Genomic DNA, 21,572 nt, shown 5'->3' on the forward strand with positions numbered 1-21,572 from the left:
ATGGCGCGCCATGCCGGCGGAAATACGCATTGCGGCCGTGGCCGAATCCGATCCGGACGGTTCCAAAGGGCCGTTCGACCCCAGCGCGGTTGATTCAACAGAGAGTATTATAGAAGCCTTTGGACGATTCTGTCAATGGGGGGGCGCGTTTCCGCCGGGCGCCCCAGAAAACAACAGAGCCGGGGCCCGTTCCGGCCGCCGGCTCTAGCGTTTCATTTGTTCCGCGAGGTTGACGAGCGCATCCAGCTGCTTGGCGTCCAACGCCTTTAAAGCGTCCATCAGCCGGTGCAGCTGCTGGGGACAGGGAGTTTCATCATCGAAAAACTCCCGGGGCGTGATGCCCAAATAGTCACAGATTGCAAAAAATACAGGAAAGGGCGGAAGGATTTCGCCCCGCTCTACCTTGCTGATGTAGGATTTGCTCATGTGCAGCGCTTCGCTCATTTTACCGGCAGAAATGCCGGCCTGATTCCGTAAAAATGCAATTCGGCGTGCAATTTGCTCCATATTCCATTCCAATTGCATCACCACCTGTCAGTGCTATTTTACATGAAAAGGATCATGACAGAGCGGTATTTATAATACTCAAAATATATTGATTTATATATTAAAAATATATATAATTGATATTGTGGAGGCGATAATATGAATTATGGCGAAATTCGGATGGAAAAACAGCCGGAAGTAATCCTGTATTGCCTTGGGATCGCTCGCCGCTATCAGGGGTGGCGGTACATCAAAACCGCGCTGGAGTGGGCCCTGGCGGGGTGGGAACCGGACCGGGAAGTGTTCATCCGGCTGGGCGTCACATACCGGGTCTCCGCCGCGTCGGTCAAACAGAGCGTCTCCCGCGCCCTCTGGCAGGCCCGGGTCCACCGCCCGGAAGAGCTGGCCTATATGACCTTTTACGTGGACGGCACGCCCAACCGGACGCGCAGGCAGCTCTGCGCCCTGTGTACCTGGCTGCGCGCCTTTGAGCCGGTATGCGTGGGCAGCGGCGTATTTCGCTGGCGTTTGCGGGAATAATTTCCTTCCGATTGCAAAAGCTGTTGCGGAGGTGAGGCAAATGCCATCGATTTGGAGCGAAACGACCCAAATAGCCCCCCGGCCTCCGCTGCCGGGCGACCTGGAGACCGATACGGCCGTGATCGGCGGCGGCATGGCGGGGGTGCTCACCGCCTGGCTGCTGAAGGAGGCGGGGGTGGAGTCCGTGGTGCTGGAGGCGCAGCGGCTGGGAAGCGGGCAGACCCGGAACACCACCGCCAAGATCACCAGTCAGCACGGGCTGATCTACGACAAGCTGACGCGCCGGTTCGGCGCGGAGCAGGCCGGGCAGTATGCCCGGGTCAACCAGCGCGCCATTGCGGAGTACCGGCGTATCGTCCGGGAGCTTGCCATCGACTGCGCGCTGGAGGAGCGGGCGGCCTATCTCTACTCCACGCTGGACGAGGACGCGCTGCGCGCGGAAGCCCACGCCGCCCGGGCCCTGGGCCTGAACGCGCAGTTTACCGCCCAGACCGCCCTGCCCTTCCCGGTGAAGGGTGCGGTGCGCTTTGAGGAGCAGGCCCAGTTCCATCCCCTGCGCTTTTTGGCGGCGGTAGCGGAGCAGGTGACGGTATATGAGCAGACCCTGGTGCTGCGGGTGGACGGAGGGCGGGTGGAGACCGACCGGGGGACCGTGCGGGCGCGGCACGTCGTGTTCGCCTGCCATTTCCCCTTCGTCAACGCCCCCGGCTACTATTTCGCGCGGATGCACCAGGAGCGCAGCTACGTGCTGGCGCTGAAAAACGCCCCGCAGCTGGACGGCATGTACTACGGCGTGGACCCGGAAGGGCTCTCCTTCCGAAACGCGGGGGAATACCTGCTGCTGGGCGGCGGCAACCACCGGACGGGGGAGAACTCCGCCGGAGGACGCTATGAGCTGCTGCGCCAGGCGGCCCGGCGCTGCTATCCGGACAGCCGGGAGGCGGCGCATTGGTCCGCGCAGGACTGCATCCCACTGGACGGGGTGCCCTATATCGGCGTGTACGCGCCCTCCGTCCCCAATTGGTATGTGGCCACCGGGTTTCAGAAGTGGGGGATGACCTCCTCCATGGCCGCCGCCATGCTCATCAGCGCCCGTATCACCGGGCGGGAAGACCCGGACGGGGCCGTTTTCTCGCCCCGGCGCTTCAAGCTGCCCGCCGCCGGGGCCAACCTGCTGGAGGACGGCAAGCAGACGGTAAAAGGCCTCTCGCGCCAGCTTTTCACCTCCGGCCGCGCGGAGCTGGAGGCCCTGCCCAGCGGCCACGGCGGCGTGGTGGAGCTGGACGGGGAAAAGGTGGGCGCCTACCGGGACGAGACGGGCGAGCTGTTTCTGGTCTCCACCCGCTGCCCCCATCTGGGCTGCCAGCTGGAGTGGAACCCGGATGAAAAAAGCTGGGAATGCCCCTGTCACGGCTCACGCTTCGACCACCGGGGCCGCCTGCTGGAGGGACCGGCGCAGACGCATCTGACGGAATGATGGCCGTTGCAACGGGGGGGAAAATGTGGTATCTTAGATAGCATCAAAAGGAGCCCGATTTCCGCTCCAAAGGAGCCTGAAAGATGAAAACCATCGCCATCCTGGCCTGCAAGCTGCTGCGCTTTGCGGGCAAGTTGCTGGGCAAGGGCAGCAGCCTGCCCGGCAGCGTGGCCCTGAAGCTGGACCCCGATATCCTGCAAAAGATCAAGCTGCCTGACCGGGTCATCGCCGTCACCGGCAGCAACGGAAAGACCTCCACCGTCGAGATGATCGCCCACGTGCTGCGGCAGAACGGCTGGAAGGTGGCCTACAACCGGGAGGGCTCCAACCAGATCGAGGGCGTGACCACCTTCCTGCTCTCCGACTGCACGCTGGGGGGGACCTGCCGCAGCGACGTGATCCTGCTGGAGAGCGACGAGCGCTTTGCCCGCCACACCTTCCGGCACTTTACCCCCACGCATTACGTCATTACCAACCTCTATCGGGACCAGCTCACCCGCAACGGACACCCGGAGTGGATCTTCGACATCCTCCAGGACAGCATCCACCCCGGGACCAGGCTCATCCTCAACGCAGACGATCCGCTGGTGTCCTGCTTCGCTCTGGGGCGGGACAACCCGGTCACCTGGTTCGGGGTGGAACGGCTGCCCTTCTCCGAGACGCAGCCCTCCGGCCGCTACCGGGACGGGGCGTACTGCCCCCACTGCAAGCATCCCATGGAGTATGAATACTACCATTACAACCACATCGGCGCCTACCGCTGCCCCGGCTGCGGGCACCACCGGCATACGCCGGAGGACGCCGTCACGCAGGCCAGCCTGGAGGAGAAGCATCTGATCCTCAACGGAAAGTACCGCGTGGACATGGCCGTTTCCGGCATCTATCACATGTACAACACCCTGGCGGCCTTCTCCGCCTGCCGGGCGCTTGGGCTGGCGGAGGAGCCGATCGCCCGGGCGCTGAGCGGCTACGCCCTGCAAAACGGACGCATCGTCTCCTTCCGGGCGGGCGAGCGGGCGGGCACGCTGCTGACCTCCAAACACGAAAACTCCATCTCCTACGACCAGTCCATCCGCCTGGCCGTCCAGGACGGGCGGGACGTGACGGTGCTGGTGCTGGTGGACGCCATCAGCCGCAAATACTTCACCAGCGAGACCTCCTGGCTGTGGGACATCGACTTCGAGCGCCTGAACGCCCCTCAGGTGAAGCAGATCGTCCTGGCCGGACGGTACAGCAACGATCTGGCCGTCCGCTTCTCCTACTGCCCCATCCCGCCGGAGCGCGTCCGCGTGATCGGGGACATCGGCGCGGCGGTGGACTGGGTGAAGGAGCACGGCGAGGGCTATATCTATTTCATCACCTGCTTCTCCGACAAGGACAAGCTGCTGACCCGCGTGCAGGTGGAACAGGAGGGACGGGCATGAAAATCCTCTATCTGTACCCCGACCTGATGAACCTCTACGGGGAGAGCGGGAACCTTTGCGCCCTGGAGCGCCGCCTGGCGGACCAGGGGGAGGACGTGAGCGTGGACCGGAAAGCGCCGGGGGAGGCGCTGGAGATCGCAGCGTACGATTGGATCTACATGGGCGCGGGCACCGAGCGCAGCCAGAAGGCGGCGCTGGAGCACCTGCGGCCCTGCGCCGGAGCGCTGCGGGAGGCGATGGACGCCGGGAAGCATGCGCTCTTTACCGGCAATGCCGCCGCCCTGTTGGGCCGGGAGATCACCGACGCAGCCGGGCAGGTCTGGCAGGGCCTGGGGCTGCTGGACGTTGCCGTGCGGGAGCGGCGCGATACGCGCTATACCGGCGACGCCATCGCCCGCCACCCGGAGCTGGAGCGCCCCCTGGTGGGATTTTTCAACCACTGTGAGGACTGGGAGGGGGACGTGGAGCCCCTGCTCCAGGTGGTCATGGGCCGGGGAAACCGGGAAGGGGACAGCGGGGAGGGCTTCCGGAAAAACAACTTTCTGGGCACCCACCTGATCGGGCCCGTCCTGGTGAAAAATCCCCACTTCCACTACTGGCTGCTTTCCCGCCTGCTGGGGCGGACGCCGGAGCCGAGAGAGTACCTCTATGAGGAGAAGGCCTGGCAGGTGACCTATGACGCGTTTGCGCGCCGAAAGGACCAGCCTGCGGAATAGAACCGGCTTGCCGATTGTTGGCCAGCCGCGCGTCCCGCCCGGAGCATTCGCTCCGGGCGGGACGTTTTTTACAGGCGGGCGAGCAGCGTTCCGGCGATCTGATCGGCGGTGCGGTAGACTCCTTCAAAGTCCACGCGAGGGTTGTAGACGGCCTCCAGGTCGTCGTGCATGGCTTTGGCCTGCGCCAGGGATTCCACCGCCTCTTCCAGCAGGGCGGCGGACACTTTGCGGGAGAATTTCAGCCGGGGCTTGTTCCGGCGCAGCAGTTCGGAGTCGGCCATGGCGTCCAGCCGCAGGCGGCGGTAGGGCCGCTTTTCGTAGGGCAGCGCAGGGGTGGAGGAGACGAAACCGAGGGAAAGAGAGGGAATGAGCAGATGCTCCATCTGGTCGGGGAACATGGGGGATGGGCAGACGATCACATCGTGCCCTGCGGCCATGGCCCCGTGGGCCAGGTGCGTAAGCATGCCGTGGGCCAGGCCATAGGGATCGGAAAGCTCGTAGATTCGTTTACATAACAAATCGGCTGTGCTGAACTGACACAGTTCTCCCTTCCAGGTGACGCCGCCGAGGAACCGCTGCACCGGCCGGCCGGAGTCGCTGCCGGCCTTTCGGACCTCGCGGCTGAGAATGCCGCGGGCCCGCTTTGCCATTTTTTCCTCCAGCGCCTGCGTGCAGAGCAGGGAACGCATGTCTTCCCCGATCTGTGCGGCGGCGGTGAGGCAGCGGTAGGCCCGCTGGTAGCATCCCTTATAGCCTTTCATACAGGAGATGATCTCACCCTTGACCTGCCGCAGCGCGTCATGATCGTAATAGTCCCCGAGATTGACATAACATTCTACCGCGCCGGGAAATCTGGGCTCTACCACATGGGGGGCGGTGCCGTCCACCAGGGCGGTTTTCAGCTGTGGGATCACGATGGCGTCCAGAGAATCGGGGTCGCCGGAGCAGTCGATATACTCCACGGAAAGGCCATGCGCTTCAACGGCTTCCGCGACCCGGTGCATCAGGGAGGATTTGCCGCAGCCGGGCCCTCCCTTGAGTATGTAGATCTCCTCCGCCTGGGCGGGGTCGATGAGCTGATCGTACAAAGAATAAAAGCCGCCAGGGGAATTTGCACCCAAAAAGAACCGGACCTGAGGTTGGGCCTGCATAAGATGACCTCCAAGTTATCAATTTCTCACTCCAAGGTATGCGGGGGGGCAGGCAGGGGTGCGGAGCGCTGGCGCCGGATAGAGAACCGCCCGGTATAAACCCGCGCGTTTTCGAAAAGGGACTGCAAAATCCTGCAAACACAGGGAAGGATTACGGATTGACAGGATGTGGGTCCAGCGGGTATGATAAGAATGTGAAAAAATTAACGAAATAATTCCGCGTTTTGGAAAGAGGGAATCGTCATGCGGGTGTTTGAAACCAGCGTACAGGAATTGAAGAACGATGTGCTTCGGTCGGTTGCCAAGCTGGCCTGGGAGGACGATCTCCAGACGGGCATCCTGGATATCCCGGAGCAGATCATCCCCGGCCCGGAGGCCAAGATGCGCTGCTGTATTTATAAAGAGCGGGCCATCATCTCCCAGCGGGTCAAGCTGGCCATGGGGGGCGACAAGGGCAATCCCAACCTGGTGGAGGTGCTGCCCATCGCCTGTGACGAATGCCCGGTCACCCAAATCGCCGTGGGACCCGCCTGCCGGGGGTGCATCGCCACCCGCTGCGTCCACACCTGCCCGAAGGACGCCATCTCCATCGTCAATCACCGGGCGGTGATCGACCACAGCAAATGCATCACCTGCGGCAAGTGCCTGACCGCCTGCCCCTACGGCGCCATTGAGAAGAACCAGCGCCCCTGTGAACGCGGCTGCAAAGCCGGGGCGATTTCCATGGGCGAGGACAAAAAGGCGTTCGTGGACCCGGCAAAGTGCACCTCCTGCGGCGCCTGTGTGTACCAGTGCCCCTTTGGCGCCATTATGGATAAATCCTTCCTCGTGGACGCAGTGGAGATGCTCAAGGGTGCGGATAAGTGGAATTACCGGGTATACGCCGCCGTCGCGCCTTCCATCGCCGGGCAGTTTGCGCCCGCCGACCTGAGTCAGGTGGTCACGGGACTGAAGCTGCTGGGCTTCCACGATGTGGTGGAGGTGGCGCTGGGGGCGGATATGACCGCCAGGCGCGAGGCGCAGGAGCTGACGGAAAAGGGGATGCTGGCCTCCTCCTGCTGTCCGGCTTTTGTGGACTATGTGGAGAAGAACTTCCCCGAGCAGGCGCATCTGATCTCCGAGACCCCGTCGCCTATGGTGATGGCGGCCCGTTACATCAAGCAGAGGGACCCCGGCGGAAAAGTGGTCTTCATCGGTCCCTGCGTGGCCAAGAAGAAGGAGTTCCGTCTGGGCAAGACCATGGGCGCGGTGGACTGCGTGCTGACCTTTGAGGAACTCTATGCCCTGTTTGAGTCCAGGGGGCTCGACGTAGCCCAGCTGGAAGACACCGAACTGGACCAGGCCAGCGGGTACGGACGTACCTTCGCCCGCAGCGGCGGCGTGGCCGCCGCCGTGGCGGAAGCGCTGAAGGAACAGGGCAGCGATTTTGCCCTGAAGGCCAACCCATGCAGCGGGTTTGAGGCCTGCAAGCTGGCGTTCCTGAAAGCGGCGAAGGGTGTGGGAGACTTCAACTTTATCGAGGGCATGGGCTGTGAGGGCGGCTGCGTCCAGGGGCCCGCCCAGCTGATCCGCAGTCCCCGCAACCAGGGAGACGTGGAGCGCCATGCCAGGCAGGCCGAGGGGCGCACCATCCAAAACGCTGTGGAAGCGGCGCAGGGAACGTAAAAAAAGCCGCAGGGACTGCGGCAGCATCGAGGTTCGAGCCATTGACCGGGAGCAAAAGGGATCGCAAAAGGGGATGGAGCGCCGCGCACGGCGCTCCATCCCCTATTTGTAAGCGAAAACCACCGGCACAGCCGGTGGTTTTCGCTTACAAATAGGGCGGCATAGCGTTCGAACGCTGTGCCGCCCTGGAAGGAGCGGGGTGAACACGCCCGCTATTCCCCATTCCGCACCCGGAAATCCTCCATAAATTGCGCATCCTTGAGTTCCAGGCCGCGCTCTCCGGCCAGGCCCTCGATGTGGTGGGTAAACTCATGGGCCAAGGTGGCGTAGAGCTCCTCCTCCCAGTCTTCCTCCGTCCAGCCCTCCCGGCGGGCCAGGGCGGCGAAGGAGCCGTAATAGAGGTTGATATACCGCCCCATCTGATCGCTGCAGTACTCGCCCAGAACATACAGCTCCCCCGGAGGGGCCTCCGGATCCTCCTTGCACTCGGGCAGCAGCGAAATGCCCCCGTTCAGATCCTGGTAGAATTCCGGCGGGAAAGCCTCCGCCAGTTTATCCAGGATCTCGCCGACCAGATCAAAACTCAAAAGCATAGGGCCCCCTCCTCAAGCGTCCGCTGCGCGTCTGCGCTGCCCGGCCGTGCGCTCCCGGCTCATACCGCCCGGCCGTCCGACGAGGCCGCGCCGGAGACCTCCGGCCCGCCCGCCGGCGGTTTCATCGTCAGGGAGATGCGCTTCTTCTTCTCGTCTGCCTCCAGCACCCAGACCGTTACGATATCGCCCACGCAAAGAAGCTCGGAGGGGTGGCGCACCCGCCGTCCGGACAGCTGGCTGATGTGGACCAGCCCGTCCTGATGGACGCCGATGTCCACGAACACGCCGAAGTCGATGACATTGCGCACGGTGCCGGTGAGCTCCATGCCGGGCTTCAGGTCCTTCAGTTCCAGTACGTCGGTGCGCAGGATGGGCTTGGGGAGCTCGTCCCGGGGGTCCCGGCCGGGCTTGAGCAGCTCGCCCACGATGTCCCGCAGGGTGGGCAGCCCCACGCCGCACTCCGCGGCGGCGGCGGCTTCTCCATATTCCTTCAGCCGCTCCCGCAGCTGGAGCAGACGGCCCGCCTGCACGTCGGCCAGGGTATAGCCGCACAGTGCCAGCAGCTTTTGGGCGGCGTCGCAGCTCTCCGGATGGACGCCGGTATGGTCCAGAACGGACTTGGACTCCGGTACCCGCAGAAAACCCGCGCACTGCTCGAACGCCTTGGGGCCCAGCTTGGGTACCTTCAGGACCTGCTTCCGGGTGGTGAAGCTCCCGTTTTCTTCCCGGTACCTGACAATGTTTTTGGCCGTGGCGGCATTCAGACCGGCCACCCGGGTCAGCAGGGGGGCGGAGGCAGTGTTGAGATCCACGCCCACGGCGTTGACGCAGTCCTCCACCACGCCGGAGAGGGCCTCATCCAGCCTGGCCTGGGGCATGTCGTGCTGATACTGCCCCACACCGATGGACTTGGGGTCGATCTTCACCAGTTCCGCCAGCGGGTCCTGAAGACGGCGGGCGATGGAGACGGCGCTTCTCAGATTTACGTCGTATTCCGGAAACTCCTCTGCGGCCAGCTTGGAGGCGGAATACACACTGGCGCCCGCCTCATTGACGATCATGTAGCTGACCCCGCCGCCCACCTGGCGGATCAGCTCTACCGTCATCTGCTCGGTCTCCCGGCTGGCGGTGCCGTTGCCGATGGCGATATGCTCCACGCCGTGTTTGCGGATCAGGCGGGAGAGCACGTCGATGGCCTCCTGCTTTTTCCGCTCGTTAAAGGTGGGGTAGACGACCGCCGTGTCCAGTACCTTACCGGTCTTGTCCACCACCGCCACCTTGCAGCCGTTGCGGTAGCCGGGATCCAGCCCCATGGTCACCCGGCCGCGGACGGGGGGCTGCATGAGCAGGGGCTTCAGGTTCAGGGCAAAGTTGCGGATGGCGCCCTCGTTGGCCGCGTCGGTGAGCCTGCCGCGCACCTCCCGCTCCACACTGGGGGCGATGAGCCGGTCGTAGGCGTCCTCCGCGGCGGCGCGGACAAACGCCATGGAGGGCGCGCCGGGTACCAGCACGGCCCGGCGCACGGCGATGAGGGCGGCCTCCCGGTCCATATCCACCGAGACCTTCAGGACCGCCTCCCGTTCGCCCCGGTTGACGGCCAGCACCTGATGGCCCAGGACGCGCTCCACGGGCGCCTTGAAGTCGTAGTACAGCCGGTAGACCGTGTCCTCCGGATCCGGCTCCGCGGCGGAGGAGACCAGACAAGCCTTGCGTTGCCAGAGCTCCCGCAGCGTCTTGCGCAGGCCCGCGTCGTCGGAGATGCGCTCGGCAATGATATCGCCGGCCCCCTGGAGCGCCTCCTCCACGGTGGTTACGCCTTTTTCGGCATCCAGGAAGCCTGCGGCGGCTTGTTCCGGCGGGGGGCAGTCCCGCGCCTGGGCGAACAGCAGCTCGGCCAGCGGCTCCAGCCCCTTTTCCCTTGCGATGGCGGCCCGGGTGCGCCGCTTGGGCTTGTAGGGGCGGTACAGGTCCTCCACCTCCGCCAGGGTGGCGGCGGCGTCGATGGCGGCGGACAGCTCCGCGGTCAGCCTGCCCTGCCCCTCGATGGCGTTTTTGACCTCGCTGCGCCGTGCGTCCAGATTGCGCAGATAATGCAGCCGGTCGGCCAGGGCGCGCAGGGCGGTGTCGTCCATGGCGCCGTGAAGTTCCTTGCGGTAGCGGGCGATAAAGGGGATGGTATTGCCCTCGTCGATGAGGGCGACGACGTTTTGTACGTGCGTCTCGCTCCGGCCCAGTTCCCGGGCCAGAATCGATACGATAGTTTCCATTGGGATGCTCCTTCTGCTTGATCGTAATCCATATTTTACGATAAACCGGCGGCGAAGTCCAGCAAATCCGTTGCACATTTGCCGGCCGGCCTGTAAAATAGAGATCGTCAACCGATGGCGAAAGGAGAAATGAGTATGCAAGCGCGTTTACAGCAGATCAACGAGGAGTGGAAGCGTCTGGAGGAGGCGCGGGAGCGCCGGGAGCGGCTGGACCGCCGGATCGACGATCTGCGCGCCCAGCGCCGGGAGCGCAAGGAGAAGGAGCAGGAGTGCGCCGGCATCCTGGCAAAGGAGCGCGCCGACGTGGAGGCGCTGGAAAAACGCGGGCTTAAATCCTTTTTGGCAGCCCTCTCCGGGGAGAAGGAGGAGCGGCTCTCCCGGGAGCGGCGGGAGGAGCTGGAGGCCGCTGTGCGCTATGACCAGGCCCGCCGGGATCTGGAGTACATCGACGATCAGCTCCGCGCCCTGCTGGGGCAGCGGGAGACGCTGGAGGACCCGGCGGGGGAGCTGGAGCGGCTGCGTAAGGAGAAGGAGGCCCTGCTGCGCGGTATGGGAGGCGCTGTGGGCGCACAGCTGTCCGGACTGGACGGGCAGCTTGCGCCCCTGCTCCGCCGGCTGCGGGAGGTGGACGAGGCCCTTTCCGCAGGGCAGCAGGCAGGCAGCGCCCTGTCCTTCGTGCGCGCGGAGCTGGACGATGCCGAGGGCCTGGGCACCTGGGATATGCTGGGCGGAGGATTGTTTGTGACCATGGCCAAGCATGAGCATATCGACGAGGCCCGCGCCGGGATCGACCAGGCGCAGCAGGCGCTGTGCCGGTTCCGCGCGGAGCTGGCCGACGTGCGCGTGGAAGATGTGCCCCAGATACAGATCGGGGAATTCGCCACCTTCGCCGACTATTTCTTCGACGGCCTGTTTGCCGACTGGGCGGTGCAGTCCGGCATCCACGACGCCCAGGCCAACGTGGAAGACGCCGCAGACCGGGTGGAGCAGGCGCTGGACGGCCTGCGGCAGCTGCGCGGCGATCTGGAGCGGCAGGTACAGGAGCTGGAACGCCGGCGGGAAGAACTGGTGGAGCAGGCATAAGCCGCCGGGAAAGGACCGCGCCCCCGGGGACCGCAAAGCGGTCCCCGGGGGCGCGGCGCGTTTACAGGCTGTCGCTGTCCACCAGGATATTATCGGTGCCGTGTTCCTCAAATTCCGCGATATAGGCGTCGATACGGCGGTTGAGCTCGTCGTAATTGCTCTCGTCGATGGGGGCGTCGTCCATATCCCGGCGGGCCAGGTCCTCCGCCAGGATGTCGAAGAACACATTGTTTTCATATTCCATGATGGCCTCATGGATGCCGCCCTCGGCAAAGGCGCGGGAGGGGATCACCTCGCCGTTCCAGACCTCGGCCAGCGCACCCATGCCCTCCGCGCGGGCTTTGGAAAAGAGCAGGCTTTCCACTTTGTCGTAATCCTGAAAGCGGTCCTCACCGCGGGTGGAGTTTAAGATCCAGTTGCCGATATAGACCATATCCAGCAGGCGGCGGAATTGCTTGGTCGTCAGTTCCAGCTTCATGATGCACGTAACCTCCTCGCTGCAATGACGGTATGGGGTTGCCCTGGGGAAACGCTGATTCCATGCGCCTGCGGCGCTTTGCGGAAAGCAGGCGCCATCCGTTTGACGCGCTTTTTTGGAATGCATCCGGTTTTCCTGAAAAACCATGCCTGATCCTGGCGCAACATTTCGCGCAAAGCGCGCTTGCGGATGGAAGCGGGCCATCCCTAATTTATATTATAATCACGCTGGGGGAAATGTCAAACAGGAGCGGCTGGGAAACTGTGAAAATGCCCCTTGTCTTCCGGCGCGTTTTCGCATATGATAGTGTCTGCTTATGATACATAGAATGGGAGGGAGCGCCTTGGACGAACGGCCAATCGGCGTTTTTGATTCCGGTCTGGGGGGGCTCACCACCGTGCGGGAGCTGTGCCGCCTGCTGCCGGAGGAAGATATCGTGTACTTCGGGGATACCGGGCGGGTGCCCTACGGCAGCCGGTCCCGGGAGACCATTATCAAATATGCCCGGCAGGACGTGGCCTTTCTGCGCACGTTTGATCTGAAAGCCGTCGTCATTGCCTGCGGCACCGTATCCACCACCGCCCTGGACGTGCTCGCGGCGGAAAATGAGCTGCCGGTGCTGGGGGTGGTGGCTCCGGCCGCCCAGGCGGCGGCCCGGGCCACACGAAATGGAAGGATCGGACTCATCGGCACCCAGGCGTCCATCCGCAGCGGGGCCTATGAGCGCTGCATCGAACAGGCCCGGCCGGGCACGCAGGTGCTGCCGCAGCCCTGCCCTTTGTTTGTGCCGCTGGTGGAGAACGGCCGCTTCGCCCCTGGGGACGTCGTCATCGAAACGGTGGCCGCGGAGTACTTGGCGCCCCTGAAGCAGGCGGGCGTGGATACGCTGGTTTTGGGGTGCACCCATTACCCGCTTCTGGAGAGCGTCATCGGCAACTATATGGGACCCGGCGTAACGCTGGTCAGCGCAGGGGCCGAGGGGGCGCGGGCCGTGGCGGAGACCCTGCGGGAGCGCTCCGCCCTGGCCGGGGGGCGCGGCAGGGGCGCCTGCCGTTACTTTGTCAGCGACCGGGTGGAGGATTTTTCCCGCCTGGCCTCCATCTTCCTGGGCTGGGATGTGGCTGATTCCGTCGGTCAGGTGGAGATCGGCCGCTATTGAGGAGACGGCCCCCAAAGCCGCTTTGCCGCTTTTTTGACCAGCCGATTGAGGGGCGTCTCTTTACATTTTCAAAGGATTTGTGTATAATAATTTGCAATTTGCAATCCAGAGGATTTGAGGTACTCCGGCGTATGGAAAACAACGTGATTATTTCCATTAAGGGCAAGCAATCCTATGAGGATATGGAGGACGAGACCATCGAGCTGGTCACCGAGGGGCGGCTGGATCCGGATGGAACGGAGGGCTATACCCTGAGCTATCAGGAGAGCGAACTCACCGGGCTGGAGGGTACCCTGACCACCTTCCAGATCGAGCCCGAGCGGATCACCCTGCTGCGCATCGGGGAGGTCAACTCTCAGATGGTCTTTGAGCAGGGACGGCGTCACCTGTCCCTGTACGACACGCCCTACGGGTCCCTGTCCGTGGGGGTGAGCACCCGGAAGATGCATGCGGAGCTCGGCCTGTCCGGCGGCAGCATCGAGATCGATTACGCCATCGAGATCGACCACGCGGTGGCGGGGCAGAACTTATTCCAGATCAACGTAAGGGAGAAACGGCCGATTTTGCAGCAGTGATTTTTGCGTGGGCGGTCTCGAACCAACGGTTTTGCAGGGCAAAACCGTTGCTGCCGCGGCCATTCAGTTGCCGCGTGCAGCGCAAGCGCCGGGGCCGGTTTCCCGATACGGGCCGTATTATAAAAGAAAAGGTGAAGACGATGTCAAACATGATCCAGGCGGCGCGGGAACAGGTGCATGCCCTGACCCAGAGCGCCTACGAAAAAGCGGCGGCGGCGGGCGTCCTGCCCGCAGGCGCGCAGGTGAAGGCTACCATCGAGATCCCCAAGGACGTGAAAAACGGGGATTACGCCTCCTCCTTTGCCATGGCGGGGGCCAAGGCGCTGCACAGGGCGCCCCGGCAGATCGCCCAGGCCATCGTGGAGCATCTGGATCTGGCCGGCAGTTATTTTGACAAGGTGGAGATCGCGGGACCGGGCTTCCTGAACTTTACCCTGGGCAGCAAGTGGTATGCGGACGTGCTCTGCGACATTCAGGCGGAGGGAAAGCGGTACGGCGCCATCGACGAGGGGAAGGGCGAAACGGTCATGGTGGAGTTCGTCTCCGCCAACCCCACGGGCCCCATGCACATCGGCAACGCCCGGGGCGGCGTGCTGGGCGACGCGCTGGCCAGTGTGCTGGAGCGGGCGGGCTACGACGTGTGGCGGGAGTTTTACGTGAACGACGCGGGCAACCAGATCCACAAGTTCGCCCTGTCCATCGACGCACGCTATCTGCAGCGGATCCAGGGGGAGGAGAACGTGCCCTTCCCGGAGGACGGCTACCGCGGCGAGGATATCAAGGAGCTGGCCCAGGCCTTTTATGACGCCCACGGTGCGGACTGGAAGGACAAGAGCGAGGAGGAGCGCCAGGCGGCCATGGCCGAATACGGCCTGTCTGTCAACATCCCCCGCATGCAGGAGGATCTGCGCCGCTATCACATCGAGTACGACGAGTGGTTCCTGGAGTCCAGCCTCCACAACAGCGGCTATGTGGAGGAGACGGTGGGCCTGCTGCGGGACAAGGGCTGGACCTACGAGAAGGACGGGGCCCTCTGGCTGGACACCAGCGGCCTGCTCAGGCAGAAGTACCTGGCCGAGGGGAAGAGCCGGGAGCAGGTGGACAAGCTGGACCTGAAGGACGACGTGCTGCGCCGGGCCAACGGCTTCTATACCTATTTCGCCGCCGACATCGCCTATCACCGCAATAAGCTGGAGCAGCGCGGCTTCTCCAAGGCCATCAACATCTGGGGCGCGGATCACCACGGCCATGTTGCCCGCCTGCAGGCCGCGCTGGACGGCCTGGGACTGGACGGTTCGCACCGGCTGGTGGTGGTGCTGATGCAGCTGGTCAATCTGCTCCAGGACGGCCAGCCTGTCCGCATGTCCAAGCGCTCCGGCAAGGCCATCGCCCTGCGGGACCTGTTGGACGAGGTCAGCGTGGATGCCGCCCGGTTTTTCTTCAGCTCCCGCTCCTCCTCCAGCGCCCTGGACTTTGACCTGGACCTGGCGGTGCGGGAAGACAGCGAGAACCCGGTGTACTACGTACAGTACGCCCACGCCCGTATCTGCTCCCTGATCGCCCGGCTGGAGGAGGAGGGCGCGGCGGTGCCCGACGCGGCCGATGTGGACCCGGCAGTCTTTGCCACAGCGGAGGAGCGCGCGCTCATCAAGACCCTCTCCCAGCTGCCGGAGACCATCCGGCTCGCCGCACGGGACTATGATCCCGTGCATGTCAACCGCTATCTCATTACGCTGGCGGGGGAGTTCCACCGCTTCTACAATGCCTGCTATATCAAAGGAGAGGCCCCCGCGGTGCTCCGCGCCCGGCTGAAGCTGGCGGATACCGTGCGCAGCGTCATTGCCAACTGCCTGGAGCTGCTTGGCGTGGCCGCGCCGGAGAAGATGTAGGAAAACGGAGCGGGAGGCTGCGCGCACCGGCCTCCTGCAGCTGACTCAGGCCTGCCTGGGGCGGACAGTTTGTGAAACGATGGAGGAACGCGATCATTATGGACACCATCCCCTTATCCCTGCCGGTCCTGATGGACGGCGCCACGGGTACCGAGCTTTACCGGCGCGGCATGCCCAACGGCGTCTGTACGGAGCAGTGGGTGCTGGAGCACCCCCAGGCCCTTTTGGAGATCCAGCGGGCCTATGTGGAGGCGGGCAGCCAAGTGCTGATCGCCCCCACCTTCGGGGCGAATCGGGTGAGCCTGGCGCGGCACGGCGCCCAGGACCGGGTAGAGGAGTACAACCGCCGCCTGGTGGAACTGACCCGGACGGCCGCGGACGGCCGCGTCCTGGTGGCGGGCGATCTGGCTCCGACGGGCCTGCTGCTGGCGCCGTTCGGAGCGAGCAGCTTTGAAGAGCTGGTGGACGTCTATGCCCAGCAGGCCCGCGCTCTGGCGGCGGCCGGGGTGGATCTGTTCCTGATCGAGACCACTATGACCGTGCCGGAGGCGCGGGCGGCGGTTCTGGCCTGTAAAAGCGTGTCGGACAAGCCAGTGTGGGTCACCTTCACCTGCGATGAGAACGGGCGTACCCTCTCGGGCAGCGATGTGCTGGCGGCTTTGATCATCCTGCAGGGCATGGGGGCGGCCGCCTTCGGCCTCAACTGCTCCTCCGGGCCGGAGGGGATGCTGGAGCAGATCCGCCGGCTGACCCCATACGCCGCAGTGCCTCTGATCGCAAAGCCCAACGCGGGCCTGCCCGAGAGGGTGGATGGGGGCGTCGTCTACCACTGTCCGCCGGAGGAATTTGCCGCCTATGCCCGCGCGTTTGCAGCGGCGGGGGTGCGCATCTTCGGCGGCTGCTGCGGCACCACGCCCGCACACATCGCCGCTTTGCGGGAGGCGCTGGCGGAGATCGATTTTGCAGCGTTTCCCGCAGTCGGGCACGACCCCGACGTGATCCCCTGCGCCAGCGAGAAGGAGGCGCGCTTCATTACCCCCGATGTGGACGTGGGGGAGACGATCGCATGCACCAGCGACCTGATGGAGGACATCCTGGAGGCGGAGGAGGAGGCCCCGCAGGGAGCGCTGAAGATCGCCATCCTGGAGGAGGACGACCTGGATATCTTTGCAGAGAACCAGTATGCGGTCAAGGATGCCCTGTGCCTGTTCTCCGACGTGCCGGAGCTGCTGGAGAAGGCGCTGCGGCTCTACCAGGGCCGGGCCTTCTGGGACGGGACCGGTGATCTGGACGAGGCGTTTCTGGAGGAGATGCGCGTCCGGTATGGATTGGTCCTGCTTTAGTGCCTGGTCTGAAAACGGCGCAAACGCCGCCCGTTCGTCCTTTCGCGGGGATTGGAACAGACGCCGAAATGGGTGAAACCAACAAAAAGCACGTTCGGTTTTTGGAACGTGCTTTTTGTTTTCTGCCTTGACGGAACATGCAAGATAAGGTATTATAAAAACGGCTTATCGAAAAAAGACCACAAGATATAGTGCTGCGCAGAAAAGGGACTTTTCGCTCTGAAAAAGGGCGTTTTTTACGCTTGGAGAAAGGATGCGCTTGCAAATGACAGTGACAAAGATCCGGAAGCGGGACGGGCGGCTGGCCGACTTTAATGAGGGAAAGATCGCCCAGGCCATCACCAAGGCCTTCAACGCCACCTACAAGCCGGGACAGGAGGAGACTGCCCAGCGCCTGGCGGAAGAGGTGCTCTCCATCCTGGATGTGGAGGGGTGCCAGCAGCCCGACGTGGAGCACATCCAGGATCTGGTGGAGCGGGTGCTGATGGACAACGGCTACGTACAGACCGCCAAAGCCTACATCCTGTATCGGGACCAGCGCAGCCGGGCCCGGGAGATGAACACCCGCCTGATGAAGACCTATGAGGACATCACGTTCTCCGCCGCAAGGGAATCCGACCTGAAGCGGGAGAACGCCAACATCGACGGGGATACCGCCATGGGCAGCATGCTCAAGTTCGGCTCGGAAGGAGCCAAGCAGTTCTACGATATGTTCGTGCTCAACCCGGATCATGCCCGGGCGCACCGGGAGGGAGACATCCATATCCACGACCTGGACTTCCTTACCCTGACCACCACCTGCTGCCAGATCGACATCCGGAAGCTGTTCAAAGGCGGCTTTTCCACCGGCCACGGCACCCTGCGGGAGCCCAACGACATCTCCTCCTATGCCGCCCTATGCTGCATCGCCATCCAGTCCAACCAGAACGACCAGCACGGCGGACAGAGCGTGGTCAACTTCGATTACGGCATGGCCGACGGGGTGAAAAAGACCTTCGTGCGCCTTTACCGGCAGAACCTGGCCCGGGCGCTGATGCTGCTCTCCGGGCTGGAGGATCCGGAGAGCGAACTCAAGGGCGTGATCGCGGGCATCGGGGAAAAGCAGGACCTCCAGCCCACGCTGGAGGGCTGCGGGGACTATTTTGCGGCCGAGCGTCTGGCGCTGGCGCCCCGGTTCGGGGAGGAAGCGGAGATCCAAAAGGCCCAGGAGTTTGCCCACTACCGGGCGGTGAAGGAGACCGACCGGGCCACCTATCAGGCCATGGAGGCCCTGATCCACAACCTGAACACCATGCACTCCCGGGCCGGGGCCCAGACCCCCTTCTCTTCCATCAATTACGGCATGGATACCTCCCCGGAGGGGCGCATGGTGATGAAAAACATCATGCTGGCCACCGAGGCCGGGCTGGGCGGCGGGGAGACCCCCATTTTCCCCATTCAGATCTTCCGGGTGAAGGAAGGGGTCAATTACAACCCCGGCGAGCCCAACTACGACCTGTTCCAGCTGGCCATCCGCTGCTCCGCCAGGCGCCTGTTTCCAAACTTCTCCTTCCTGGACGCCCCCTTCAACCTGCAGTATTATAAGCCCGGCCGCCCGGAGACGGAGATCGCCTACATGGGCTGCCGTACCCGGGTCATCGGCAACGTGTACGATCCCAGCCGGGAGATCTGCAACGGCCGGGGCAACCTGAGCTTCACCACCATCAACCTGCCGCGTCTGGCCATCAAGGCCAAGGGGGATCTTTCCCTGTTCTTCGAGGGGCTGGACCGGATGCTGGACCTGTGTGTGGCTCAGCTGCTGGAGCGTTTTGAGATCCAGTGCCGCAAGCACGTGCGCAACTACCCCTTCCTCATGGGGCAGGGCGTTTGGCTGGATTCCGACCAGCTGGACTGGGACGACGAGGTGCGCCAGGTGCTCAGGCACGGCACGCTGTCCGTGGGCTTCATCGGCCTGGCCGAGACCCTTAAGAGCCTGACCGGCGAGCACCATGGCCAGAGCGAGAAGGCCCGGGTATTGGGCTTGGAGATCATCTCCCATATGCGCTCCCGGATGGATGAAGAGAGCGCGGAGCGGGGGCTCAACTTTTCCCTGCTGGCAACCCCGGCGGAGGGCCTCTCCGGCCGCTTCGTCAAACTGGACAAGGCCCGCTTCGGAACGATCCCGGGCGTCACCGACCGGGACTATTACACCAACTCCTTCCATGTGCCGGTGTATTTCCCTATCTCCGCCTACGATAAGATCCGGATCGAGGCGCCCTATCACGCGCTTACCAACGCCGGGCACATCAGCTATATCGAGATGGACGGCGATCCCACGGAAAACCTGGAGGCCTTTGAGAAGGTCATCCGCTGCATGAAGGAAAACGGCATCGGTTACGGAAGCGTCAATCACCCGGTGGACCGGGACCCGGTATGCGGATTTTCCGGTATCATTGGGGATCAGTGCCCCGGCTGCGGCCGCACGGAGGCCGACGGCGTGCCCTTCGAGCGCATCCGGCGCATCACCGGTTATCTGGTAGGCACCCTGGACCGCTTCAACAACGCCAAGCGGGCCGAGGAACACGACCGGGTCAAGCACAGCGTATAAAGAACGGGGGGCGGGCCGAAGGGCCCGCCCCAAACCAATGCGGAGGTGAGTGCATGCGCATTGCCAATACGGTATCCGACTCCATCGTGGACGGGCCCGGCCTGCGTTTTACCGTCTTTACGCAGGGCTGCCCCCACGGCTGTCCCGGCTGCCACAATCCGGAGACCCACGACCCTGCGGGCGGGAGGGAGGCTTCCCTGGAGGAGCTGGCCGAACGGATGCTGGCGAATCCCCTGACCGACGGGGTGACGCTTTCCGGGGGAGAACCCTTTCTTCAGGCGGCGGAGTGCGCCGCATTGGCCCGAATTGCCCGGGAAAAGGGCTTGAATGTATGGACCTATACGGGTTATACTTATGAAAAGCTTCTGGCGGAAGGAGACCCGGCCCGGCTGGAGCTGCTGGCGGCCACCGACGTGCTGGTAGACGGGCCGTTTTGGCTGGCGGAGAAGTCCTATGACGCGCTGTTTCGGGGCAGCCGCAACCAGCGGCTGATCGACGTGCCCAAAAGCCGCGCCGCAGGCCGGGCAGTCGCGTGGACGCGGCGGGACACGCTGTCTCACTTTACCGTACCGGAATCCTAAGCGCCCGGCGGCGAAGGCGTCCGCCCCTTCCCCTGGAGCCGTGTACAAATTACGGTTGAGGGCCAAGAGGGAAGACAGATATGGAAGTTATTTTACCCGGCCCGGCGCAGCCCCGGAAGGCGCTGTGCCGGAAAACGGGAAAAGCGCCGGTGGAAATGACGGGGGGTGTTTGGGCCGCCCCGGCCGCCGCGCTTTCGGAATGCAGCGCCGGCCGATCCACGGATCTGCGGCTATGCGGAGGGCACCGGCCGCTGGCGCTGCCGCGGACGCAGACGGCTTGCCGGGCCGGGAGGGAAGCCATGACCATTCGGGAGTTTGAGGAACGCTGGCGGGGACATGCCCCGCGTCCCCAGGGGGTACGGAAGGAATACGCGGTGCTGGTGCCGCTGGTGGAGCGGGCGGGAGAGGCCTGTCTGCTCTTTGAGGTGCGCGCCGAGACTCTGGGGCGGCAGCCGGGGGAGGTGTGCTTCCCGGGAGGACATATGGAGCCGGAGGAGGAGCCGGCCGGCTGTGCCCTGCGGGAGACGGAGGAGGAGCTGGGGATCCCCCGGAGTGCGGTGCAACTGATCGCCCCCCTGGATTACCAGACGGGACAGGGCAGCTTTGTGCTCTACCCCCTGCTGGGCCGGGTGGACCCAGCCGCCGTAGACGCCATGCGTCCCAGCCCCGCGGAGGTGAAGGAGACCTTTCTGGTGCCTGTGGATTTTTTTCGGGACCACCCGCCCCGGGTGTATTCCTATGAACTGGTGCCCCAGGTGGGCGACGACTTCCCCTATGCGCTGGTGGGGGCGCAGAAACGTTACGGCTGGCACCGGGGACGTATGGATGTGCCCATCTATCTGTGGCAGGGGCGGGCCATCTGGGGTATGACCGGGCGCATCGTCCGGGGGCTGCTGGAAGGAATGGAGCGCACGTGAGCGGCATGGAGCGCCTGGGGCCCTTTACGTACCGGCAGGGAGGCTTTCCGCTGGGGCAGGATACCCTGCTGCTGGGGCGCTTCGCCACCCTCCGGCGGGGCGGGCGGGTGTGCGACCTGGGCTGCGGCGCGGGGGCGCTGCCCCTGCTGCTGCTGGCGCGGGAGAGCTCCCTGGACCTGTCCGGCGTGGAGCTGGACGGGGAAGCCGCCGCGCTGGCCCGGCGCAATCTGGCGGAAAACGGCCTGTCCGGCGTCATCCGGACCGGCGATTTGCGCCGGGTCCGGGAGCAGTTTCCGGCGGGGCGCTTCGATCTGGTGGTCTCCAATCCGCCCTACTTCCCCGCAGGCAGCGGAGAAAGCGGCGGCAGCGCCCGGATGGAGCTGTGCTGTACCCTGACGCAGGTGTGCGCCGCCGCGGCCTTCCTGCTGAAAAACGGCGGGCGGTTTGCCCTGGTCCATCGGCCGGAGCGCCTGGCTGGGCTGATGGAGGCCCTGGGGCAGAGCGGCCTGGAACCAAAGCGCCTGCAGATGGTCCAGCATGACCGGGACAAGCCGCCCTCCGCTGTGCTGGTGGAGGCGGTGCGCCAGGGCAGGCCGGGCCTGTCCGTGCTGCCCACGCTGATTTTGAACGAGAGGTGAGCC

Annotated in this window: 19 protein-coding genes; 14 read left to right on the plus strand and 5 right to left on the minus strand. The window is 64.2% G+C overall.

Features of this window, described 5'->3' with window-relative positions:
- Nucleotides 1-204 precede the first annotated feature (204 nt).
- Nucleotides 205-525: a helix-turn-helix domain-containing protein gene (locus NE547_RS14120; protein WP_370866852.1), complete on the minus strand. Its 321-nt coding sequence runs from the start codon at nucleotides 523-525 to the stop codon at nucleotides 205-207.
- A gap of 120 nt (nucleotides 526-645) precedes the next feature.
- Here NE547_RS14120 and NE547_RS14125 point away from each other — a divergent pair, with 120 nt between their 5' ends.
- The 4 genes from NE547_RS14125 (at nucleotide 646) to NE547_RS14140 (ending at nucleotide 4,643) form a co-directional block, all read left to right on the plus strand.
- A complete protein-coding gene (locus NE547_RS14125) occupies nucleotides 646-1,026 on the plus strand; it encodes a hypothetical protein (protein ID WP_256176220.1) in 381 nt (126 codons plus the stop codon).
- Between the two features lie 40 nt (nucleotides 1,027-1,066).
- Nucleotides 1,067-2,503: an FAD-dependent oxidoreductase gene (locus NE547_RS14130; protein ID WP_256176221.1), complete on the plus strand. Its 1,437-nt coding sequence runs from the start codon at nucleotides 1,067-1,069 to the stop codon at nucleotides 2,501-2,503.
- 83 nt (nucleotides 2,504-2,586) lie between these two features.
- Entirely contained in the window at nucleotides 2,587-3,927 is a 1,341-nt protein-coding gene (locus NE547_RS14135) for a MurT ligase domain-containing protein (RefSeq protein ID WP_186908087.1), read from the plus strand.
- Nucleotides 3,924-4,643 (plus strand): hypothetical protein, encoded by a 720-nt coding sequence (locus NE547_RS14140; protein WP_256176222.1) that lies wholly within the window; start codon nucleotides 3,924-3,926, stop codon nucleotides 4,641-4,643. The genes NE547_RS14135 and NE547_RS14140 overlap by 4 nt, the downstream gene beginning before the upstream one ends.
- A gap of 68 nt (nucleotides 4,644-4,711) precedes the next feature.
- Here NE547_RS14140 and NE547_RS14145 read toward each other — a convergent pair whose 3' ends face one another.
- Nucleotides 4,712-5,794: a hypothetical protein gene (locus NE547_RS14145; protein ID WP_256176223.1), complete on the minus strand. Its 1,083-nt coding sequence runs from the start codon at nucleotides 5,792-5,794 to the stop codon at nucleotides 4,712-4,714.
- A gap of 243 nt (nucleotides 5,795-6,037) precedes the next feature.
- On the opposite strand from NE547_RS14145, the gene NE547_RS14150 reads away from it, so the two are divergent.
- On the plus strand, nucleotides 6,038-7,459 hold the full coding sequence (locus NE547_RS14150) for a 4Fe-4S dicluster domain-containing protein (RefSeq protein ID WP_186908089.1): 1,422 nt from the start codon (nucleotides 6,038-6,040) through the stop codon (nucleotides 7,457-7,459).
- A 212-nt stretch (nucleotides 7,460-7,671) separates the two neighbouring features.
- Here NE547_RS14150 and NE547_RS14155 read toward each other — a convergent pair whose 3' ends face one another.
- Both NE547_RS14155 and NE547_RS14160 read right to left on the minus strand, forming a co-directional pair.
- Nucleotides 7,672-8,052 carry a metallopeptidase family protein gene (locus tag NE547_RS14155; protein ID WP_256176224.1) on the minus strand — a complete coding sequence of 127 codons (381 nt, stop codon included), beginning with the start codon at nucleotides 8,050-8,052 and terminating at the stop codon, nucleotides 7,672-7,674.
- 59 nt (nucleotides 8,053-8,111) lie between these two features.
- Nucleotides 8,112-10,319: a Tex family protein gene (locus NE547_RS14160; protein ID WP_186908091.1), complete on the minus strand. Its 2,208-nt coding sequence runs from the start codon at nucleotides 10,317-10,319 to the stop codon at nucleotides 8,112-8,114.
- A gap of 135 nt (nucleotides 10,320-10,454) precedes the next feature.
- Here NE547_RS14160 and NE547_RS14165 point away from each other — a divergent pair, with 135 nt between their 5' ends.
- Complete coding sequence (locus NE547_RS14165; RefSeq protein WP_186908092.1) at nucleotides 10,455-11,402, plus strand: hypothetical protein; 948 nt, start codon at nucleotides 10,455-10,457, stop codon at nucleotides 11,400-11,402.
- Between the two features lie 61 nt (nucleotides 11,403-11,463).
- Here NE547_RS14165 and NE547_RS14170 read toward each other — a convergent pair whose 3' ends face one another.
- Entirely contained in the window at nucleotides 11,464-11,880 is a 417-nt protein-coding gene (locus tag NE547_RS14170; RefSeq protein WP_186908093.1) for a hypothetical protein, read from the minus strand.
- Nucleotides 11,881-12,223: 343 nt separating this feature from the next.
- Here NE547_RS14170 and murI point away from each other — a divergent pair, with 343 nt between their 5' ends.
- The 8 genes from murI to NE547_RS14210 all read left to right on the plus strand — a co-directional run bounded on the left by murI (nucleotide 12,224) and on the right by NE547_RS14210 (nucleotide 21,569).
- A complete protein-coding gene (gene murI / locus NE547_RS14175; protein ID WP_186908094.1) occupies nucleotides 12,224-13,039 on the plus strand; it encodes a glutamate racemase in 816 nt (271 codons plus the stop codon).
- A gap of 131 nt (nucleotides 13,040-13,170) precedes the next feature.
- Nucleotides 13,171-13,614: a DUF1934 domain-containing protein gene (locus NE547_RS14180; RefSeq protein WP_186908095.1), complete on the plus strand. Its 444-nt coding sequence runs from the start codon at nucleotides 13,171-13,173 to the stop codon at nucleotides 13,612-13,614.
- A gap of 140 nt (nucleotides 13,615-13,754) precedes the next feature.
- Nucleotides 13,755-15,503: an arginine--tRNA ligase gene (argS, locus tag NE547_RS14185; protein WP_186908096.1), complete on the plus strand. Its 1,749-nt coding sequence runs from the start codon at nucleotides 13,755-13,757 to the stop codon at nucleotides 15,501-15,503.
- Nucleotides 15,504-15,574: 71 nt separating this feature from the next.
- Nucleotides 15,575-16,846, plus strand: coding sequence for a homocysteine S-methyltransferase family protein (locus NE547_RS14190; RefSeq protein ID WP_256176225.1), 1,272 nt, complete (start codon nucleotides 15,575-15,577; stop codon nucleotides 16,844-16,846).
- A gap of 265 nt (nucleotides 16,847-17,111) precedes the next feature.
- Nucleotides 17,112-19,433 (plus strand): anaerobic ribonucleoside triphosphate reductase, encoded by a 2,322-nt coding sequence (locus NE547_RS14195; RefSeq protein ID WP_186908097.1) that lies wholly within the window; start codon nucleotides 17,112-17,114, stop codon nucleotides 19,431-19,433.
- A gap of 53 nt (nucleotides 19,434-19,486) precedes the next feature.
- The gene (gene nrdG / locus NE547_RS14200) at nucleotides 19,487-20,014 is read left to right on the plus strand and encodes an anaerobic ribonucleoside-triphosphate reductase activating protein (protein ID WP_186908098.1); all 528 of its coding nucleotides are present in this window, start codon (nucleotides 19,487-19,489) and stop codon (nucleotides 20,012-20,014) included.
- 299 nt (nucleotides 20,015-20,313) lie between these two features.
- Complete coding sequence (locus NE547_RS14205; RefSeq protein WP_256176226.1) at nucleotides 20,314-20,931, plus strand: CoA pyrophosphatase; 618 nt, start codon at nucleotides 20,314-20,316, stop codon at nucleotides 20,929-20,931.
- Between the two features lie 5 nt (nucleotides 20,932-20,936).
- On the plus strand, nucleotides 20,937-21,569 hold the full coding sequence (locus NE547_RS14210) for a tRNA1(Val) (adenine(37)-N6)-methyltransferase (protein ID WP_256176233.1): 633 nt from the start codon (nucleotides 20,937-20,939) through the stop codon (nucleotides 21,567-21,569).
- Nucleotides 21,570-21,572: the final 3 nt, after the last annotated feature.

Source organism: Flavonifractor sp. DFI.6.63 (assembly GCF_024462255.1).
GTDB lineage: Bacteria > Bacillota > Clostridia > Oscillospirales > Oscillospiraceae > Lawsonibacter_A > Lawsonibacter_A hominis.

Bases quoted from the DNA above. Each gene is read 5' to 3' on its own strand.
- nrdG (WP_186908098.1), top strand. From the start codon at position 19,487: ATGCGCATTGCCAATACGGTATCCGACTCCATCGTGGACGGGCCCGGC.
- NE547_RS14135 (WP_186908087.1), top strand. From the start codon at position 2,587: ATGAAAACCATCGCCATCCTGGCCTGCAAGCTGCTGCGCTTTGCGGGC.
- NE547_RS14130 (WP_256176221.1), top strand. From the start codon at position 1,067: ATGCCATCGATTTGGAGCGAAACGACCCAAATAGCCCCCCGGCCTCCG.
- NE547_RS14195 (WP_186908097.1), top strand. From the start codon at position 17,112: ATGACAGTGACAAAGATCCGGAAGCGGGACGGGCGGCTGGCCGACTTT.
- NE547_RS14165 (WP_186908092.1), top strand. From the start codon at position 10,455: ATGCAAGCGCGTTTACAGCAGATCAACGAGGAGTGGAAGCGTCTGGAG.
- NE547_RS14155 (WP_256176224.1), bottom strand. From the start codon at position 8,052: ATGCTTTTGAGTTTTGATCTGGTCGGCGAGATCCTGGATAAACTGGCG.
- NE547_RS14150 (WP_186908089.1), top strand. From the start codon at position 6,038: ATGCGGGTGTTTGAAACCAGCGTACAGGAATTGAAGAACGATGTGCTT.
- argS (WP_186908096.1), top strand. From the start codon at position 13,755: ATGTCAAACATGATCCAGGCGGCGCGGGAACAGGTGCATGCCCTGACC.
- NE547_RS14120 (WP_370866852.1), bottom strand. From the start codon at position 525: ATGCAATTGGAATGGAATATGGAGCAAATTGCACGCCGAATTGCATTT.
- NE547_RS14160 (WP_186908091.1), bottom strand. From the start codon at position 10,319: ATGGAAACTATCGTATCGATTCTGGCCCGGGAACTGGGCCGGAGCGAG.
- NE547_RS14145 (WP_256176223.1), bottom strand. From the start codon at position 5,794: ATGCAGGCCCAACCTCAGGTCCGGTTCTTTTTGGGTGCAAATTCCCCT.
- NE547_RS14205 (WP_256176226.1), top strand. From the start codon at position 20,314: ATGACCATTCGGGAGTTTGAGGAACGCTGGCGGGGACATGCCCCGCGT.
- NE547_RS14210 (WP_256176233.1), top strand. From the start codon at position 20,937: ATGGAGCGCCTGGGGCCCTTTACGTACCGGCAGGGAGGCTTTCCGCTG.
- NE547_RS14125 (WP_256176220.1), top strand. From the start codon at position 646: ATGAATTATGGCGAAATTCGGATGGAAAAACAGCCGGAAGTAATCCTG.
- NE547_RS14180 (WP_186908095.1), top strand. From the start codon at position 13,171: ATGGAAAACAACGTGATTATTTCCATTAAGGGCAAGCAATCCTATGAG.
- NE547_RS14140 (WP_256176222.1), top strand. From the start codon at position 3,924: ATGAAAATCCTCTATCTGTACCCCGACCTGATGAACCTCTACGGGGAG.
- NE547_RS14170 (WP_186908093.1), bottom strand. From the start codon at position 11,880: ATGAAGCTGGAACTGACGACCAAGCAATTCCGCCGCCTGCTGGATATG.